Consider the following 15,941-nt stretch of genomic DNA (forward strand, 5'->3'; position numbering starts at 1 on the left):
ATGCATGTGCAGATCAGCTGTCCGAGCTCTTGAAGTTGGCCACCACCACCTGTGGCCAATGGAGTGCCCCACTGTTCTGGAAGCGCTACATTGAGTGGGCTGACTTGGCAGAAGTGCTGTCAATCGATGAATGCAAGTTGTTCATGCATAGGTCGGCGGAGTACGTTGAGCCAGCGTTCTTCGTGTTCCTGGCGTCTGGTGGAGCGGAAATGCGCTCTGAAGCGATGATCTTGCTTGCGCAGCATTCGGATGCGACTACCACGCGGTCCCGATACGTCAGGTTTGTTCTGGAGAGTCGGCTAAGGACGGAGCGTGCGTTTCGTTAGGGAAGCCGCGGTTCCGATTTGCGGAACACAACCAGCTCAGAGCTCGCTGATTACCCTTGCGCCAGTGCGTGCGGTCCCGAGGTTGGCACGCGAATCAAGGGCTGCGGCGTGGGGCACCGCAACGGGTTGCACGGCTGTGGAGGGAATTCTTCGATTCCCTCTACGGACTCTGATGCACCGACATGCTTACGGTGCCACGGGCACCAGCTGCTGCGCGATGAAATTTCGCTTGGCATCGAAGTCATAGCCCATCTGCACGCTTCCCAGGTCGGGGCAGGCGTGGCACTCGCGAAGTGGCGTGCGGTACAGCAGGCGAACGCCGCCGCCGTCCAGTGGGGCGGTGCCCGCCGCCTGCGCCGGGGCGAACGGTGTCGCCTGCGGATCGGTGGCCAGCAGCGCCTGTACGGCCGGGTCGGCGCGCAGCGTGTCGTCCAGCTGCACATTGTCCACGTCAATGCGCTTGCCGCCGGCATCGATCAGCCGCGTGCCTTCGTTGGTGTTGGCGCGGAACGGGTAGTTGACGGTCGCCACGCCGACGCCATCCTGGTCATGCCAGGCGACCACATGGGCCAGCTCGCCGGCACTGCTCAGCTGCTCGGCGGCGGTGACGGCATCGTCACTTGCACCACCGGCCAGCATCGCCTTCATCAAGCACTCGCGGGTGGCCGCGGCCTCGCCTTGGCGGCAGGCATTGAGGTCGCCACTCCAGACCACGGCGTTGCTCCAGCGCAGGGTGCCGTTGGCGGGTGATTGGGCGGTGGGGGTGTTGGCGGTGCCAGCAGGTGCTGCATCGGGCGCGGCGGCGGTGGGGTCGCGCTGGCAGGCGGTGGCGATCAGGACCACGCCGACGGCAATGAACAAACAGCGGGAACGGCGCATGGTGAATACCTCGCAGCAGTAACCGGGGCAATAACTATCGTCAAGGGGCGGTTAATTGTGCGTGGGCGCGGCATACTTGGCCGATCATGAGACCGCAGGAGTTGATCGACGTGGCCAGTCTGCAAGGGAAAACCCTATTCATCACCGGCGCCTCGCGCGGTATCGGCCTGGCAATTGCGTTGCGCGCTGCGCGCGATGGCGCCAACGTGGCGATTGCCGCCAAGTCTGCGGTCCCCAATCCGAAACTGCCCGGGACCATTCACAGCGCCGCCGAAGCGGTCACCGCTGCGGGCGGGCAGGGCCTGGCACTGAAATGCGACATACGCGAAGAAGACCAGGTGCGCGCGGCGGTGGCCGCCACCGTGGATACCTTTGGTGGCATCGACATCCTGGTCAACAACGCCAGTGCGATCTGGCTGCGCGGCACGCTGGATACGCCGATGAAGCGGTTCGACCTGATGCAGCAGGTCAATTCACGCGGCAGCTTCCTGTGCGCGCAGGCCTGCCTGCCGCACCTGCTGCAGGCGCCCAACCCGCACATCCTCACCCTGGCGCCGCCGCCGAGCCTGGACCCGAAGTGGTGGGCCCCGCATACCGGTTACACGCTGGCCAAGATGGGCATGAGCTTCGTCACGCTGGGCCTGGCGGCAGAGTTCGGGCCGCAGGGCGTGGCCGTCAACGCGCTGTGGCCGCGCACGGTGATCGCGACCGACGCAATCAACATGATTCCCGGCGTGGACGTGGGCGGCTGCCGCACACCGGAGATCCTGGCCGATGCCGCGCACGCGGTATTGACCCGCGAGGCGGCCGGGTTCAGCGGCAACTTCCTGCTGGATGATGAGGTGTTGGCGGAGGCTGGAGTTACGGATCTTTCCGGGTACGCGGTGGATCCCTCGCGCCCGTTGCTGCCGGATCTGTTCCTGGATTGACGGGGTGGCAGGCAGTGCGCAGGACACGCGTGGCGTGTCGCTACGCGGCCGGGAAGCGTAGGGACACGCCATGCGTGTCCCACGTAGACCCGATCACTGATTGAACGCTTCCGGCAGCCGCTCACCGCACTGCCGGCAATGCTTCGCATCCGGCTCATGCCCTTCCAGTCCGCACGCCGGGCACCCGCGCGCATCGCGTTTGGCGGCGCGTTCGGCATCGCGCATGGTATTGGCCAGCTCCGCGGTGTAGATGCCGGTAGGCACGGCGATGATGCTGTAGCCGATCAGGATCAGCACCGAGGTCACGAAGCGGCCCAGTACCGTCTGCGGCACGATGTCGCCAAAGCCCACCGTGGCCATCGTCACCACCGCCCAGTACATCGCGCTGGGAATGCTGGTGAAGCCATGGTTCGGCCCTTCGATCACGTACATCAGGGTGCCGGCGATGATCGTGATGGTGATCACCGTGAACAGGAACAACAGGATCTTGCGCCGGCTGCGCCACAGCGACTCCATCAGCACGCCGCTTTCTTCAATGTAGCGGGTCAGCTTGAGGATGCGGAACACGCGCAGGATGCGCAGCGCACGCACCACCAGCAGGCTCTGCGCGCCGGGGATGAACAGCGACAGGTAGGTGGGCAGGATCGACGCCAGGTCGATGATGCCCCAGATGCTGAAGGCATAGCGCAGCGGCCGCTTCACCACCACCAGCCGCAGCAGGTATTCGGCGGTGAACAGGATCGTGAAGCCCCACTCGACCACGTACAGCCAGCTGGCGTGCTCGATGTGGAAACGCTGCACGCTGTCGAACATCACCACCAGCACGCTGGCGATGATGGCGTAGACCAGCAGCAGGTCGAAATTGCGCGACGGCCGGGTGTCGTGGCGATAGATGATCTCGAACCAGGTCCGGCGCCAGCCGGTGTCGGTGGCGGGGTTCAGCTGGGGGGCGCGCAGGGGGTGCATGGGCCGCATTGTGCCCCAGCCGGTGGAGGGGGAGAATGGACCCCCTTCCCGGACCCCTCGGACCCCTGACCGCCATGACCGCTGCTGCCCCCGATCCGCTCCTGTCCCTGTCGCATTACTACCTGCCGGTGTACAAGCCGCGCCAGGTGGTGCTCGAACGCGGCCAGGGCGCCCGCGTCTGGGACAACCAGGGCCGTGAGTTCATCGACCTGGCCGCCGGCATTGCCGTGTGCGGCCTGGGCCACAACGATCCGGACCTGAAGGCCGCGCTGATCGAGCAGGCCGGCAAGCTGTGGCACACCAGCAACGTGTTCTACAGCGAACCGCCGCTGCGCCTCGCCGAAGAGCTGGTCACCGCCTCGCGCTTCGCCGAGCGCGTGTTCCTGTGCAATTCCGGCGCCGAAGCCAACGAAGTGGCGATCAAACTGGTGCGCAAGTGGGCCTCCTCGCAGGGCCGTCCGGCTCACCAGCGCGTCATCGTGACCTTCCGTGGCAGCTTCCATGGCCGCACCCTGGCCGCAGTGACCGCCACCGCACAGCCGAAGTACCAGGAAGGCTACGAGCCGCTGCCCGGTGGCTTCCGCTATGTGGACTTCAACGATGAAGTGCAGCTGGAAACGGCGATGGCCGCCGGCGACGTCGCTGCGGTGATGCTGGAGCCGATCCAGGGCGAAGGCGGGGTGATGCCGGCCAAGCCGGGCTTCATGAAGCGCATCCGCGAGCTGTGCGACCAGCACAACGCGCTGATGGTGCTCGATGAGATCCAGGTCGGCATGGGCCGCACCGGTACCCTGTTCGCGCACTGGCAGGACGAGATCAAGCCAGACATCGTGACCCTGGCCAAGGCGCTGGGTGGCGGCTTCCCGATCGGCGCGATGCTGGCCGGCCCCAAGGTGGCCGAGACCATGCAGTTCGGTGCGCACGGCACCACCTTCGGCGGCAACCCGCTGGCGGCGGCGGTGGCGCGCGTGGCGCTGCGTAAATTGTCGTCGCCGGAGATCGCACGCAACGTGAGCCGCCAGTCGCAGGCGCTGCGCGATGGGCTGGGGAACATCAATGACGAGTTCAAGGTGTTCAGCCAGGTGCGCGGCCGCGGCCTGATGCTGGGCGCGGTGCTGGACAAGGATTTCGCCGGGCAGGCCGGGGCGATCCTGGACCACGCAGCCGAGCATGGGCTGCTGACGCTTCAGGCCGGACCGGATGTGCTGCGGTTCGTGCCGGCGTTGAACATCAGCGATGAAGAGATTGCCGAAGGCCTGAAGCGGTTGCGGGCTGCGGTGCAGTCGTTCGTCGCGTCGCGTTGAGGAAGGGCCGCTGACTGACGGTAGCCGACGAAGAGCAGCCGACTAACAGTCGGCTCTACACGTCGGCTCTACATGTCGGCTCTACACGTCGGTGTTCCCGTCCCGTTGGGGGGTAGAGCCGACTGTTAGTCGGCTGCCCTGCATCAGGCATTGATGCCGAAACGGTGCATGAGCTTGCCGAAACTACGGCTGTCGTTCGCGGTATCGGCTTGCAGCCCGGCCAGGCGCGCGCCGCGCACATTGACGAACAGGTCGTCGACGAACAGGGTGCGGGTGGGACGTGCATCGAGCCGTTCCACCGCTTTCAGGAACACCGCCGGGTCTGGCTTGCGCCCGCCCAGTTCGCCACTGCACAGGATGCGCCCTTCCAGCATCGGCGCCAGCGCAGGCAGGATGCGTGGAATGGTCTGCGCCATCAGTGCGCCGTTGTTGGTGAGGATGGCGATCGGCATCGCCTGCGCGATGCGCTGCACGCGCTCGACCACGCCGGTCTGCGGCGGTGAGGCGGCGATGCGCGCGTCCTGCCATTGGGCGAGACTGATGGCCACGCCGAGTGCATCACCCAGTTGCTGCAGGTAGCGCGTGCTGTCCAGCCCCAGATCGAACCGCTGTTCCAGTCCGCTGTCGAACAGTGCCGCGTGCACCTGCGCGGGCGTGCATCCGCAGGACTCGGCCAGGTGGCGCACACGCAGGTGCCGCGCGTAGTTGACCAGCACGCCATCGAAATCCAGCAGCAGGCAGTCCAGGGCAACCGGCATGTTCCACTCATGTGCGAAGCGACAGCCGACGTTACCGCACTGTCGGGGTTCGCTGCGACATCCCGTCGCACCACGCCCTTGGTGGAGCTGCCTAGAATTGCAGTGACTGAAGGATGGAGAACGCCGTGAAACTGTTTGTCCCCATGATCCTGGCAGGCTTGGCATTGGCGCCCGTCGCACAGGCACGCGTGTGTGCGGTCAGCATCGACAGCACCGACCAGATGAGCTTCAGCAGCAAGGAGATCAAGGTGGCCGGCGACTGCAGCCAGGTGAAGCTGACCCTGCGCCACACCGGCAAGCTGGCGGCCACGGCGATGGGGCACAACTGGGTGCTGACCCAGGCGGCGGACTACCAGCCGGTGGCGCTGTCGGGCATGCGGATGACGCTGGCCGACAGCTACCTGCCGAAGCAGGATCCGCGTGTGCTGGCACATACGGCGGTGATCGGCGGCGGGCAGAGCACCAGCGTGACGTTCCCTACCGCAGCATTGCGCAAGGGCGGCGACTACACCTTCTTCTGCTCGTTCCCCGGGCACTTCGCGATGATGAAAGGCAGGTTTGTGTTCGGCTGATGCCGAACACAATCCTCCGGGCTGCTCAGCCCTTGGCGACCTTGAACGCCTCGCGCGCCGCTTCAATCGTTGCGTCGATGATGCTGTCATCGTGCGCGCTGGACAGGAAGCCGGCCTCATACGCCGACGGCGCCAGGAACACTCCGCGCTCGAGCATCGCGTGGAAGAAGCGGTTGAACGCGGCGGTATCGCAGGCCGTGGCCTGGGCGTAGGTTTCCACCTTCTGGTCGGTGAAGAACAGCCCGAACATCGCGCCCACCTGGTTGGTGGTGACCGCTACACCCGCATCGGCCGCCGCAGCTTCCAGCCCGGCGCACAGGCGCGCGCTGGCCGCCGACAGGCGGTCGTGGAAGCCCTGTTCCTGCACCAGTTCCAGCATCGCCAGGCCCGCGGCCATGGCCACCGGATTGCCGCTCAGCGTGCCGGCCTGGTAGATCGGGCCGGCCGGAGCGATCTGCGACATCAGCTCGCGGCGGCCGCCGTAGGCACCCACCGGCATGCCGCCGCCGATGATCTTGCCGAAGGTGGTCAGGTCCGGGGTGATGCCGTAATGCGCCTGCGCGCCGCCCAGCGCCACGCGGAAGCCGGTCATCACTTCATCGAAGATCAGCACCGTGCCGTACTGCGTGCAAAGCGCGCGCAGGTGCTGCAGGTAGCCGTCGCGCGGCGGAATGCAGTTGGCGTTGCCCACCACCGGTTCGATGATAAGGCCGGCGATGTCCGCGCCCTGCTCGGCGAACAGCGCGGTGGCCGCCTCGAAATCGTTGTAGGGCAGGGTCAGGGTGAGTTCGCTCAGGCCGGCCGGCACGCCCGGCGAGGTCGGCACGCCCAGGGTCAGCATGCCGCTGCCGGCCTTGACCAGGAACGAGTCGCCGTGGCCGTGGTAGCAGCCTTCGAACTTCACGATGCGGCTGCGGCCGGTAGCGCCGCGCGCCAGCCGGATCGCCGACAGGGTGGCTTCGGTACCCGAATTGACCATGCGCACCATCTCGCACGAGGGCACCAGCCGGGTCAGCGTTTCAGCCATGGTCACTTCGGCTGCGCACGGCGCGCCGAACGACAGGCCGTTGTTGATCGCGTGCTTGACCGCCTGGCGCACCGCGCTGTGGTTGTGGCCGACGATCATCGGGCCCCACGAGCCCACGTAGTCGATGTAACGGTTGCCGTCGACGTCGTACAGGTGCGGGCCGTCGGCGCGCTCGACGAAGAACGGCTCGCCGCCCACCGACTTGAACGCGCGCACCGGCGAATTGACGCCGCCCGGAAGCAGTTCCTGGGCGCGGGTGAACAGGGCGTGGGACTGGTCGTGCTTCATGCGGAAGGGTCCTGGAAACAAGCAAGGTAGGCGTGCAGGGTGGCCACCGGGTCGTTGGCGGCGAAGACGCTGCTGACCACGGCCACCAGATCGGCGCCGGCGGCGATGATCGGGCCCACATTGTCCGGCGTCAGCCCCCCGATCGCCACCCGCGGCACCCCGCGTGCGGCGCTTTGCCGCAGCAGGTCCGGGTGGGCGCGGCTGCTGGTGACCTTGGTGGTGGTCGGGAAGAAGGCGCCAAAGGCCACGTAGCTGGCCCCGGCGGCCAGCGCCCGTTCGGCGTTGGCCAGCTGGTCATAGCAGGAGGCGCCGATGATGGCGGCCGGGCCGAGCAGGGCGCGCGCGGCGCCGATGTCGCCATCGGTGCCGCCCAGGTGCACGCCGGCCGCGCCGACCTCCAGGGCCAGGGCCGGGTCATCGTTGATGATCAGCGGCACGCCGTGTGCGGCGCACAGGTCCTGCAGGGCAAGCGCCTGCTCGCGGCGCAGCGCGTCGCTGGCGGTCTTGTTGCGGTACTGCAGCCAGGTTGGGCCGGCGGCCAGCAGTGGGGCCACGCGGGCCAGGAGGCGGGCGGTATCGGCCTCGTCGGGGGTGATCAGGTACACGCCGCGCGCGGGCGCGGCCGGGGAAGCAGGGAGCGTCATCGATGGCTACCGGTAGAACGGCGGGAGTGGGACAATGGCCTATGACCGTACTGCCCAACGCCTGATTATCCGATGACCGACGCCACCGCCACCACCTTCCGCACCTGGATGTGCGTTGTCTGCGGCTTCATCTACAGGGAAGTCGATGGCCTGCCCGAAGAGGGCATCGCCCCGGGTACCGCCTGGGAAGACGTGCCCGATACCTGGACGTGCCCCGATTGCGGCGTGACCAAGGACGATTTCGAAATGGTCGAGATTGATTGACCGGCAGCGTTAGCGGGTAGAGCCGACTGTCAGTCGGCTGCAGCGCGCAGCGCTGCTGCGTTTTGCCCCGCCAAGAGCAGCCGACTGACAGTCGGCTCTACCCGGCGGGCGTCCCATGTTCAATGCAGGCGCGGTACCCGGCCACCCATTTCCACCAGCTTCTCGCGCACCCACTGCGCATCATTGGCCTGGCCGTTGCGCTGCAGGTACAGCGCCAGGTCCTGGCGTGCGCCGGCCTGGTAATCCAGCTGCAGGTAGGCCAGGCCGCGGTCACGCAGGGCATCGTCCTGTTCCGGGGCCAGCTTCAGCAGGCGGTCGGCACTGCGCGCGGCGCGGTCCCACTCGCTGCGCTCCACATATACGCCGTGCAGGTTGCGCAGCATCCGCATCAGGATCGCCCGCGCCGGGGCCGCATCCAGGATCTGCGCCAGCACGCTGTCATCGGGCACTTCGCCGCCCAGGTGCGAGCGCGCGCGTTCGCGCAGCTCCTCCACGTCCAGCGGCCGCCCGCCGTTGAACGGGTCCATCACCAGCATCCCGTCGTCCACCGGCAGCCGCACCAGGAAATGGCCGGGGAAGGACACGCCGTCCAACGGGATGCCCAGCCGCCGGGCCACTTCCATCTGCACCATGGCCAGGGAGATCGGGTTGCCCAGCCGGCGTTCGAACACCTGGTTGAGGTAGCTGTTTCGGGGGTCGTAATACTCGCCATGGTCACCGCCATAGCCCAGTTCATCGAACAGGTGGCGATTGACCGCCGCGATCTTGAGCGGCCAATGCTCGATCGTGTCCACCTCGGTGCGCAGGTGGTCGGCGTGGCTCTGCACCAGCGCGTCATAGACCTGCGGGTCCAGGTCGGGGTATTCGTCGCGGGCGATCAGCAGCGCCGTGGGCAACAGCGGCAGCGCCTCGTCGTCCAGTTCGGCCAGGGAGTCCCACGCCGGCAATGTCATTGGCGCCTGCATGGACACAGACTGGCGACAAACGCGGCCCGATTCAAGCGGGATCGCGTGAAAACTCCGGGACTGGCGGGGCGTGCCCGCCAGCCCGGTTCAGGGCTTGTCGGCGATACCCGGCCCGAAGGTCAGTACCGCGCCATCCTGCAGGCCCAGCTTCTCGGCCTGGCCGGCGTTGAGTTCCAGCACGTAACGGGCCGGGCCGCTGCTGGGGTAGGGCGGGCAGCGGTCGCCGGCCGAACACGGCGGTACATCGCGCTGCTGGCTCACCAGGCGGCGCTGTTCATCGAAATACAGGATGTCCAGCGCGATCTTGGTGTTTTTCATCCAGTACGCCTGCAGCTCCTGGCGGTCGTGCACGAACAGCATGCCGTGGTCGGCGGGCATCTCGTCGCGGAACATCAGGCCGCGCGTGCGGCTTTCATCGTTGGTGGCCAGTTCCACCTGGTAGCGGGCCCCGCCCAGTTCCACCCAATGGCTGGCACCGGCGCTGGCACAGCCGGACAACGTGAGCAGCATCAGCAGCGGCAGCAGCAGGCGCATGAAGGGCATGGGCGATCCTCGCAGAAGAGCCGGCACGGGCGTGCCGACGGTGGATATCAGAACACCATCGGCGGTTCACCGCCAACAATGACCACATCGGCCGGGCGGCGCGCGAACAGGCCCACGGCGACCACGCCGGGCAGCTGGTTGAGCTCGCGCTCCAGCGCCACCGGGTCGGTGATCTGCAGGTGGTGGATGTCCAGGATCTGGTTGCCATTGTCGGTCACCACGCCTTCGCGCCAGGCCGGCTGGCCGCCGGTCATGTCCATGATGCGGCGGGCGATCAGGCTGCGCGCCATCGGGATCACCTCCACCGGGAGCGGGAATCTGCCCAGCACCGGCACCTGCTTGCTCGGGTCGATGATGCACACGAAGCGCTCGCTGGCCTCGGCAATGATCTTCTCGCGGGTCAGCGCGGCGCCACCGCCCTTGATCAGGCACTTGTTGCCGTCGCACTCGTCGGCGCCGTCCACGTACAGCGACAGGCCGCCGGTGTGGTTGAGTTCCAGCACCTCGATGCCGTGCTGCTTCAGGCGCGCGGTGCTCTGCTCGGAGCTGGATACGGTGCCCTTGATGCGGTGCTGGATGCGGGCCAGGCCGTCGATGAAGTAGGCAACGGTGGAGCCGGTGCCGACCCCGACGATCATGCCGTCTTCGACGTATTCGAGGGCTTTTTCTGCGGCGAGGCGTTTGGCTTCGGACATGGCGGGAAACTCGTGAAGGAAAAGGTCAGTGTTTTTCGAGCGACAGCAGCAGCTTCCACTGCGCGGCGGTCACCGGCAGGATCGACAGGCGGTTGCCGCGCGCGATCAGGGGGAACCCTTCGCCCAGCGCGTCGGCGTGCAGCTTGATCTCGTCCAGCGAAATGGTGTCGCGCAGCTTGCGCTCGAAGGCCACGTCCACCAGCAGCCAGCGTGGCGTTTCGCGGGTGGCCTTGGGATCGTAATAGTCCGATTTCGGATCGAACTGGGTGTCGTCCGGATACGCCTCGGTGGCGACCGTGGCGATTCCCACGATGCCCGGCACCTTGGTGTTGGAGTGGTAGAACAGGATGCCGTCGCCGACCTTCATGCCATCGCGCATGAAGTTGCGCGCCTGGTAGTTGCGCACGCCGTTCCAGGGTTCCTGGCCCACGCGCTTGAGGTCGTCGATGGAAAAGGCGTCCGGTTCGGACTTCATCAGCCAGTAGCGCTTGCGTGCGGTCATGCGTCGTTCTATCGGGGAAGGTACGTGGTGGTGTCGGTACAGATCGCATCCACGCCGACGTCCCACGGCTGCACGGGCAGCTCATCGACCTGCTGCACCGAAAAACCGACGCCGGCCAGCCACGGCGGGGCCGGGCGCTGGTTGCGGAATGCGAAGCTGCGATCATACCAGCCGCCTCCCATGCCCAGCCGCCGGCACTGCGCGTCGAAGCCCACCAGCGGGGCGACCACCAGCGTCATCTGGTCCGGCGCGAGGGTGTCGCCTACGGCGATGTCGGGTTCTGGAATGCCGAAGCGGTTGCTGGTCAGCGGCTGGCCCGGGCGCCACGGCGCGAAGCGCAGCGTGTCGCCGGCCAGCACGGGCAGGCAGTAGACGGCGGTGTCGGGCAGGCGCATCTGCCAGCGGTGCAGCGCGATTTCGCCATCCAGTGCCCAGTACCCGGCCACGAAGCCGTGGGTGGGCGCGAAGGGCAATGCAAGCAGGGCATCGGCAAGCAGTTCGGCGGCGTCCAGCCGCTGCGCGGCGGGAATGTCTCGGCGGCGTTGGCGCAGCTGCTGGCGCAGTGCGGAGCGCGGGTCGGTCATGCCTGGGTCCGTTGGGGCCGGATAAAACAAGAGCGACGTTCCAGTGGAACGTCGCTCTTGCAGGAATACTGCATTCTCCGCGGTGACGATGCGTGCGAAACGACCTTGAACCCGGGGTTCAAGTGGGTACGCTGGGCCTCCATTGGGCTTCCCGCTACAAGGCGGACCTGCACTCCCGGCGACGTCGCGCACCCGTGGTCGTAATTAAGGGACAAGGCGAATGTTTGCACACGCCGTCGTTCACAGCAGAGAACGCATGGCCATTATAGCCAACCGGACCGGATCGGATACCCCGTTCGTCGGTCCAATTACGTGCCAATTCAGAACAATGAAAAACGCGTGCAGTTCAGCCCGCGTCGAGGGCCCGGTCCAACCGCCTGTTCAGATCGGCCAGCGTCTGCTGCAGGGCGACCCCTTGGCGCGCATGGTCGTCGCGCAGCTGCTGCAGTTCATGCGCCAGGTTCAGCGCGGCCAGCACCGCGACGCGGTCCACGGCGGCCATGCGGTTGCTGCCGCGGATCTCGCGCATCTTGGCGTCCAGCAGGCGCGCGGCGGCGGTGAGGCTTTCGCGCTCTTCGGCGCCCACGCCCACGGTGTATTCGCGGTCCAGGATGCGGACACTGACCGGTTCGGTCTGGCTCATGTGTGCTGCTCCAGGCTTTTGAGCCGGGTGATCATCGCTTCCACCCGCGAGCGCGCCTGCTCGTTCTTGGCCAGCAGCTGCGAGCGCTCATTGACCAGCTGTTCCTGCTGATGGCGCAGGCTGCGGTTTTCCTCGGCCAGGCGCTGGTTGCGGTCCAGCAACGCCTCCACCCGGGCGGCAAAGGCCTGCAATTGGGCGATGGCATCGGCGGGTTCCATGTCCGGCACGATAGGCAAGCGGGGTGGAGCCGGTCAAGCTAATAATGACAAGGGGCGGATTGATACACTGTGGCGCTGCCAACCCAGGGTTGCCGGCGGCGCCGCCGACCCACCAGATCGAGCCCCAAGATGACCGAACTTCCGAGTGTCAACGACGTAAACCAGGCCAGCCAGGCGGCCGGCCTGGGCGCTACTGCCGCGGAGCTCCACGGAGGCCTGTGCGGCTGGCTGGCGGCCGGCGGCGCGCCGGTGCCCGAATGGCCGGCCCGTGTGCTGGCCGACGACAACCTGCCCACCCCGACCGCAGGCGATGCGCTGGACCGGCTGCTGGGCGCCAGCGTGGCGCAGCTGGAGGACCGCGATTTCGCCTTCGAGCTGCTGCTCAGCGACAGCGATGACACCGCCGCGCAGGCCGATGCGCTGTTCACCTGGGCGCGTGCGTTCCTGGGCGGCTTCGGCCTCGGTGCGGGCCAGCAGCGTCCCACCCTGTCCGAAGAAGGCGAAGAGGCGCTCAACGACCTGGCCAAGCTGGCCCAGGCCTCGAGCGAGGATTTTGAAAGCGGCAACGATGACGACGAGGACGCGCTCGCCGAAATCGAAGAGTTCATCCGCGTGGCGGTGCTGATCCTGCACGGTGACTGCGTGATGGCCGTGCGCCACCGGCAGCGCCTGAACTGAGATGGATATCCGCGAGTTGACCGGCATCACCGCGGCCGAATACGCGGGGCGCCGCCAGGCGCTGATGGAAATGGCGGGCGATGACGCCATCCTGGTGCTGCCGGCCGCGTCGGAGCGGGTGCGCAGCCTGGATACGCACTATCCGTTCCGGCAGGATTCGGACTTCTGGTACCTGAGCGGCTTCCCGGAGCCGGATGCGGTGCTGGTGCTGATTCCTGGCCGCCGCCACGGCGAAGTGATCCTGTTCTGCCGCGAGCGCGACGCCGACCGCGAAGCCTGGGATGGCGCACGCGCCGGACAGGAAGGCGCGGTGGCGCAGTACGGCATGGACGATGCGTACCCGATCGACGATCTGGACGACATCCTGCCGGGCCTGCTGGAAGGGCGCTCGCGGGTGTACTACCACTTCGGGCGCGACGCCGAGTTCGACCTGAAGCTGATCGGCTGGGTCAACCGGGTGCGTTCGCAGGTGCGGCATGGCGCGCAGCCGCCGCATGAATTCCTGGAACTGGGCCACCTGCTGCACGAGCAGCGGTTGTTCAAGTCGAGCGCGGAAATCGCCCTGATGCAGCGCGCGGCCGACATCACGGTGCAGGCGCACCGGATGGCGATGCGCGCGGCGCGGCCGGGCATCCACGAGTACGAGCTGCAGGCGGACCTGGAGCGCGAGTTCCGCGCCAATGATGCGTGGGCAGCCTACGGCAGCATCGTGGGTACCGGCGCCAACGGCTGCATCCTGCATTACCGCGCCAACAACGCGCGCAGCCGCGATGGCGAGCTGGTGCTGATCGATGCGGGCGCCGAGTACCGCGGCTACGCCAGTGACATCACGCGCACGTTCCCCGTAAATGGTCGCTTCACGGCCGAACAGCGCGCGCTGCACGATCTGGTCGGCGCGGCGCAGGCGGCAGCACTCGCGCAGGCCAAGCCGGGCGTGCCCTACGAGGCGGGCCACCTGGCGGCGGTACAGACGCTCACCGAAGGCCTGCTGCGGCTGGGCCTGCTCACCGGCACGCTGGAAGAAAACATCGCCGACGGCCATTACCAGCGTTTCTACCGGCACAAGACCGGGCACTGGCTGGGCCTGGACGTGCACGACGTGGGCGACTACCGCCTCGCCGGCGATTCGCGGCTGCTGGAACCGGGCATGGTGTTCACCATCGAACCGGGCCTGTACATCAGCGCCGACGACCGCAGCGTGGAAGCGCGCTGGCGCGGCATCGGCATTCGTACCGAGGATGACGTGGTGATCACCGACAGCGGGCATCACGTGCTGACAGCTGGGTTGGCGCGAAGTGCTGATGAGATTGAGCAGGAAATGAACGCTGCTGGCTGATTCGAGTCCAAGGCAAGAGCAGCGTTTCGGTTGCGACGTGCTGGGGAGGCCGACGGGCAGCCCCTTACGGGACACGCCGTAAACCCATCCTTGGGGGCTTGGCAAAAACATCCATGTTTTTGACAGTCCCTACAGGGGCTGCCCGCCGGCCTCCCCCGACAGATGGCAGCGTGCGGATGGCAAGAGCAGACACGCATGGCGTGCCCCTACGCGGCGGGTGCGCCAATGGGGTTGAGGCCGGTTATGCGGCGGGTACGTGAATGGAGCTGGGGGCGGTAGCGTCGGTTCCCAAACGACGGCACGGAACACCACCTCGTCCGTTGACGCATGAAAACGATCGGCACTGCCGTTGATCTTCCCGTGGCCCCCAACACACCGCCGGCCCAGCTCAGGCCACGCGATGCGCACCGGCTGTTCGCCAAAATGCATGAAGCAGCCGGGCAACAGCCCGGCTGCATGGGCAAGCGTCGATCAACGTTACGCCTTGGCAAACTCCGGCCGGGTCAGGTTGTCCGCATCGCCGTCGGTGCACAGCACTTCATCTTCAACGCGGATGCCACCGTAAGGCCTGAAGAAATCCACGCGAGCCCAGTCGATGCTGTCGCCGTGGCCGCGCTGCTTCACTTCGTCCAGCAGCATGTCGATGAAGTACACGCCCGGTTCGATGGTGACCACCATGCCCGGTTCCAATGCTCGGGTCAGGCGCAGGTACGGGTGGCCTTCCGGGCGCTCGACGCGGCCGCCGCGGTCGCTTGCCGCGAAGCCGGCCACGTCGTGGACCTGCAGGCCGATCAGGTGGCCCAGGCCGTGCGGGAAGAAGGCCGCGCTGACGCCGGTGGCCAGCGCCGCCTCCGGCGAGACCTTCAGCACCCCGAAGTCCTTCAGGATGCCCATGAGCGACAGATGCGCATCGATGTGCAGCTGCTTGTAATCCACGCCCGCCCGCACGCCGGCACCCATTTTCTGCTGGGCCGCATCGACCGCATCGATCATCGCCTGGAACTCGTCGTGGCCGGCGGCCGCATACGTGCGCGTGATATCGCTGGCGTAGCCGTACGCGCTGGCGCCGGCGTCGATCAGGAAGCTGCGCAGCGGCTGCGGCGCGCTGCGGCCCAGGTCGGTGTAATGCAGCACCGCGGCGTGTTCGTTCAGCCCGATGATGTTGCCGTAGGGCAGTTCGTTCGCATCCTGGCCGACCGCGCGGCAGTAAGCCATGTGAATCTCGAACTCGCTGGCACCGGCGCGGAACGCCGCCTCGGCCGCGCGGTGGCCGCGCACGCCCAGCTGCTGGGCCTGGCGCATCAGCGCGATTTCATACGCCGTCTTGTACGCCCGGTGCCAGTCCAGGTAGTGGATCACCGGCTCGGGGTTGTTCGGGGTGAACGCGCCCAGCGCGCTCTGCGGCTCGCCCAGGATCGCGCAGCGCGCCGCATCGCGTGGCAGCAGCGCCAGCGCCTCGTCCGGCGTGCGGATGATCTCGATGTCGAAGTGTTCCACCCACCAGCCGTTCGGCGCATCAGGCACCACGTGCCAGTAATCGAACGGCTGGTGGAAGATCACCTTCGGGCGCTGGCCCGGCGTGTATACCACCCAGCTGTTGGGCACCTTGGTCAGCGGCAGCCAGGCCTTGAAGTTCGGGTTCACCGCGTACGGGTAATCGCGGTCATCGAAGGCCTGGTAGTGCAGCGTGCCACTGGGAATCACCAGGTGGTCGAAGCCGCCCCGCGCCAGCGCCTCGTCGGCGCGTTGGCACAGCACGCGGACATGATGGGAATACAGGGCGGCGAGGTCGGGCTGGTTCATCGCGGAAGCTCACAGGG

The 15,941-nt window shown here is 67.0% G+C and carries 19 protein-coding genes and 1 other RNA gene; 6 read left to right on the forward strand and 14 right to left on the reverse strand.

Features of this window, described 5'->3' with window-relative positions; all coding sequences use genetic code 11:
• Positions 1–512 precede the first annotated feature (512 nt).
• The gene (locus KVS69_RS10390) at positions 513–1,205 is read right to left on the reverse strand and encodes a hypothetical protein (RefSeq protein ID WP_217537997.1); all 693 of its coding nucleotides are present in this window, start codon (positions 1,203–1,205) and stop codon (positions 513–515) included.
• Positions 1,206–1,291: 86 nt separating this feature from the next.
• On the opposite strand from KVS69_RS10390, the gene KVS69_RS10395 reads away from it, so the two are divergent.
• The gene (locus KVS69_RS10395) at positions 1,292–2,134 is read left to right on the forward strand and encodes an NAD(P)-dependent oxidoreductase (protein ID WP_217537998.1); all 843 of its coding nucleotides are present in this window, start codon (positions 1,292–1,294) and stop codon (positions 2,132–2,134) included.
• A gap of 93 nt (positions 2,135–2,227) precedes the next feature.
• On the opposite strand, the gene KVS69_RS10400 is transcribed toward KVS69_RS10395, so the two are convergent.
• Positions 2,228–3,100: an ion transporter gene (locus tag KVS69_RS10400; RefSeq protein WP_217537999.1), complete on the reverse strand. Its 873-nt coding sequence runs from the start codon at positions 3,098–3,100 to the stop codon at positions 2,228–2,230.
• 74 nt (positions 3,101–3,174) lie between these two features.
• Between KVS69_RS10400 and KVS69_RS10405 the strand changes: the two genes are divergently transcribed.
• A complete protein-coding gene (locus tag KVS69_RS10405; RefSeq protein ID WP_068853906.1) occupies positions 3,175–4,404 on the forward strand; it encodes an acetylornithine transaminase in 1,230 nt (409 codons plus the stop codon).
• Between the two features lie 143 nt (positions 4,405–4,547).
• Here KVS69_RS10405 and KVS69_RS10410 read toward each other — a convergent pair whose 3' ends face one another.
• Positions 4,548–5,162 carry an HAD-IA family hydrolase gene (locus tag KVS69_RS10410; RefSeq protein ID WP_217538000.1) on the reverse strand — a complete coding sequence of 205 codons (615 nt, stop codon included), beginning with the start codon at positions 5,160–5,162 and terminating at the stop codon, positions 4,548–4,550.
• 125 nt (positions 5,163–5,287) lie between these two features.
• Between KVS69_RS10410 and azu the strand changes: the two genes are divergently transcribed.
• Entirely contained in the window at positions 5,288–5,734 is a 447-nt protein-coding gene (gene azu, locus KVS69_RS10415; protein WP_217538001.1) for an azurin, read from the forward strand.
• Positions 5,735–5,759: 25 nt separating this feature from the next.
• Here azu and hemL read toward each other — a convergent pair whose 3' ends face one another.
• Both hemL and thiE read right to left on the reverse strand, forming a co-directional pair.
• On the reverse strand, positions 5,760–7,049 hold the full coding sequence (hemL, locus tag KVS69_RS10420) for a glutamate-1-semialdehyde 2,1-aminomutase (protein WP_217538002.1): 1,290 nt from the start codon (positions 7,047–7,049) through the stop codon (positions 5,760–5,762).
• Positions 7,046–7,693, reverse strand: coding sequence for a thiamine phosphate synthase (thiE, locus tag KVS69_RS10425; protein ID WP_217538003.1), 648 nt, complete (start codon positions 7,691–7,693; stop codon positions 7,046–7,048). The genes hemL and thiE overlap by 4 nt, the downstream gene beginning before the upstream one ends.
• Before the next feature lie 72 nt (positions 7,694–7,765).
• Here thiE and KVS69_RS10430 point away from each other — a divergent pair, with 72 nt between their 5' ends.
• Positions 7,766–7,957, forward strand: a complete 192-nt coding sequence (locus KVS69_RS10430) for a rubredoxin (RefSeq protein ID WP_068853901.1) — start codon at positions 7,766–7,768, stop codon at positions 7,955–7,957.
• Positions 7,958–8,076: 119 nt separating this feature from the next.
• Here the strand turns inward: KVS69_RS10430 and KVS69_RS10435 are convergent, their stop codons facing one another.
• The 8 genes from KVS69_RS10435 to KVS69_RS10470 form a co-directional block, all read right to left on the reverse strand.
• A complete protein-coding gene (locus tag KVS69_RS10435; protein ID WP_068853900.1) occupies positions 8,077–8,922 on the reverse strand; it encodes a SirB1 family protein in 846 nt (281 codons plus the stop codon).
• A gap of 87 nt (positions 8,923–9,009) precedes the next feature.
• Entirely contained in the window at positions 9,010–9,465 is a 456-nt protein-coding gene (locus KVS69_RS10440; protein ID WP_176472637.1) for a DUF192 domain-containing protein, read from the reverse strand.
• 47 nt (positions 9,466–9,512) lie between these two features.
• Complete coding sequence (gene rpiA, locus KVS69_RS10445) at positions 9,513–10,160, reverse strand: ribose-5-phosphate isomerase RpiA (protein ID WP_093533643.1); 648 nt, start codon at positions 10,158–10,160, stop codon at positions 9,513–9,515.
• Between the two features lie 25 nt (positions 10,161–10,185).
• Positions 10,186–10,662, reverse strand: a complete 477-nt coding sequence (locus KVS69_RS10450) for an EVE domain-containing protein (protein ID WP_068853897.1) — start codon at positions 10,660–10,662, stop codon at positions 10,186–10,188.
• An 8-nt stretch (positions 10,663–10,670) separates the two neighbouring features.
• Positions 10,671–11,246, reverse strand: a complete 576-nt coding sequence (locus KVS69_RS10455; protein ID WP_217538004.1) for a 5-formyltetrahydrofolate cyclo-ligase — start codon at positions 11,244–11,246, stop codon at positions 10,671–10,673.
• Between the two features lie 70 nt (positions 11,247–11,316).
• Positions 11,317–11,501, reverse strand: a non-coding RNA gene (gene ssrS / locus KVS69_RS10460) — 6S RNA.
• A gap of 91 nt (positions 11,502–11,592) precedes the next feature.
• Positions 11,593–11,889, reverse strand: coding sequence for a cell division protein ZapA (locus KVS69_RS10465; RefSeq protein ID WP_068853895.1), 297 nt, complete (start codon positions 11,887–11,889; stop codon positions 11,593–11,595).
• On the reverse strand, positions 11,886–12,107 hold the full coding sequence (locus KVS69_RS10470; protein ID WP_068853894.1) for a TIGR02449 family protein: 222 nt from the start codon (positions 12,105–12,107) through the stop codon (positions 11,886–11,888). The genes KVS69_RS10465 and KVS69_RS10470 overlap by 4 nt, the downstream gene beginning before the upstream one ends.
• Before the next feature lie 129 nt (positions 12,108–12,236).
• On the opposite strand from KVS69_RS10470, the gene KVS69_RS10475 reads away from it, so the two are divergent.
• Complete coding sequence (locus KVS69_RS10475) at positions 12,237–12,785, forward strand: UPF0149 family protein (protein WP_068853893.1); 549 nt, start codon at positions 12,237–12,239, stop codon at positions 12,783–12,785.
• A gap of 7 nt (positions 12,786–12,792) precedes the next feature.
• Positions 12,793–14,121, forward strand: a complete 1,329-nt coding sequence (locus tag KVS69_RS10480; RefSeq protein ID WP_217538031.1) for an aminopeptidase P N-terminal domain-containing protein — start codon at positions 12,793–12,795, stop codon at positions 14,119–14,121.
• A gap of 477 nt (positions 14,122–14,598) precedes the next feature.
• Here KVS69_RS10480 and pepQ read toward each other — a convergent pair whose 3' ends face one another.
• The gene (gene pepQ, locus KVS69_RS10485) at positions 14,599–15,924 is read right to left on the reverse strand and encodes a Xaa-Pro dipeptidase (RefSeq protein ID WP_217538005.1); all 1,326 of its coding nucleotides are present in this window, start codon (positions 15,922–15,924) and stop codon (positions 14,599–14,601) included.
• Between the last annotated feature and the right edge of the window lie 17 nt (positions 15,925–15,941).

Origin of the sequence: Stenotrophomonas sp. GbtcB23 (genome assembly GCF_019091045.1) — a bacterium.
In the GTDB taxonomy this organism is placed as follows: domain Bacteria; phylum Pseudomonadota; class Gammaproteobacteria; order Xanthomonadales; family Xanthomonadaceae; genus Stenotrophomonas; species Stenotrophomonas rhizophila_A.

Coding starts and splice junctions, on each gene's coding strand:
- KVS69_RS10465 (WP_068853895.1), bottom strand. CDS start 11,889: ATGAGCCAGACCGAACCGGTCAGTGTCCGCATCCTGGACCGCGAATAC.
- KVS69_RS10430 (WP_068853901.1), top strand. CDS start 7,766: ATGACCGACGCCACCGCCACCACCTTCCGCACCTGGATGTGCGTTGTC.
- rpiA (WP_093533643.1), bottom strand. CDS start 10,160: ATGTCCGAAGCCAAACGCCTCGCCGCAGAAAAAGCCCTCGAATACGTC.
- KVS69_RS10475 (WP_068853893.1), top strand. CDS start 12,237: ATGACCGAACTTCCGAGTGTCAACGACGTAAACCAGGCCAGCCAGGCG.
- KVS69_RS10410 (WP_217538000.1), bottom strand. CDS start 5,162: ATGCCGGTTGCCCTGGACTGCCTGCTGCTGGATTTCGATGGCGTGCTG.
- KVS69_RS10405 (WP_068853906.1), top strand. CDS start 3,175: ATGACCGCTGCTGCCCCCGATCCGCTCCTGTCCCTGTCGCATTACTAC.
- KVS69_RS10470 (WP_068853894.1), bottom strand. CDS start 12,107: ATGGAACCCGCCGATGCCATCGCCCAATTGCAGGCCTTTGCCGCCCGG.
- hemL (WP_217538002.1), bottom strand. CDS start 7,049: ATGAAGCACGACCAGTCCCACGCCCTGTTCACCCGCGCCCAGGAACTG.
- KVS69_RS10400 (WP_217537999.1), bottom strand. CDS start 3,100: ATGCACCCCCTGCGCGCCCCCCAGCTGAACCCCGCCACCGACACCGGC.
- KVS69_RS10435 (WP_068853900.1), bottom strand. CDS start 8,922: ATGCAGGCGCCAATGACATTGCCGGCGTGGGACTCCCTGGCCGAACTG.
- KVS69_RS10450 (WP_068853897.1), bottom strand. CDS start 10,662: ATGACCGCACGCAAGCGCTACTGGCTGATGAAGTCCGAACCGGACGCC.
- pepQ (WP_217538005.1), bottom strand. CDS start 15,924: ATGAACCAGCCCGACCTCGCCGCCCTGTATTCCCATCATGTCCGCGTG.
- thiE (WP_217538003.1), bottom strand. CDS start 7,693: ATGACGCTCCCTGCTTCCCCGGCCGCGCCCGCGCGCGGCGTGTACCTG.
- KVS69_RS10455 (WP_217538004.1), bottom strand. CDS start 11,246: ATGACCGACCCGCGCTCCGCACTGCGCCAGCAGCTGCGCCAACGCCGC.
- KVS69_RS10390 (WP_217537997.1), bottom strand. CDS start 1,205: ATGCGCCGTTCCCGCTGTTTGTTCATTGCCGTCGGCGTGGTCCTGATC.
- KVS69_RS10440 (WP_176472637.1), bottom strand. CDS start 9,465: ATGCCCTTCATGCGCCTGCTGCTGCCGCTGCTGATGCTGCTCACGTTG.
- KVS69_RS10395 (WP_217537998.1), top strand. CDS start 1,292: ATGAGACCGCAGGAGTTGATCGACGTGGCCAGTCTGCAAGGGAAAACC.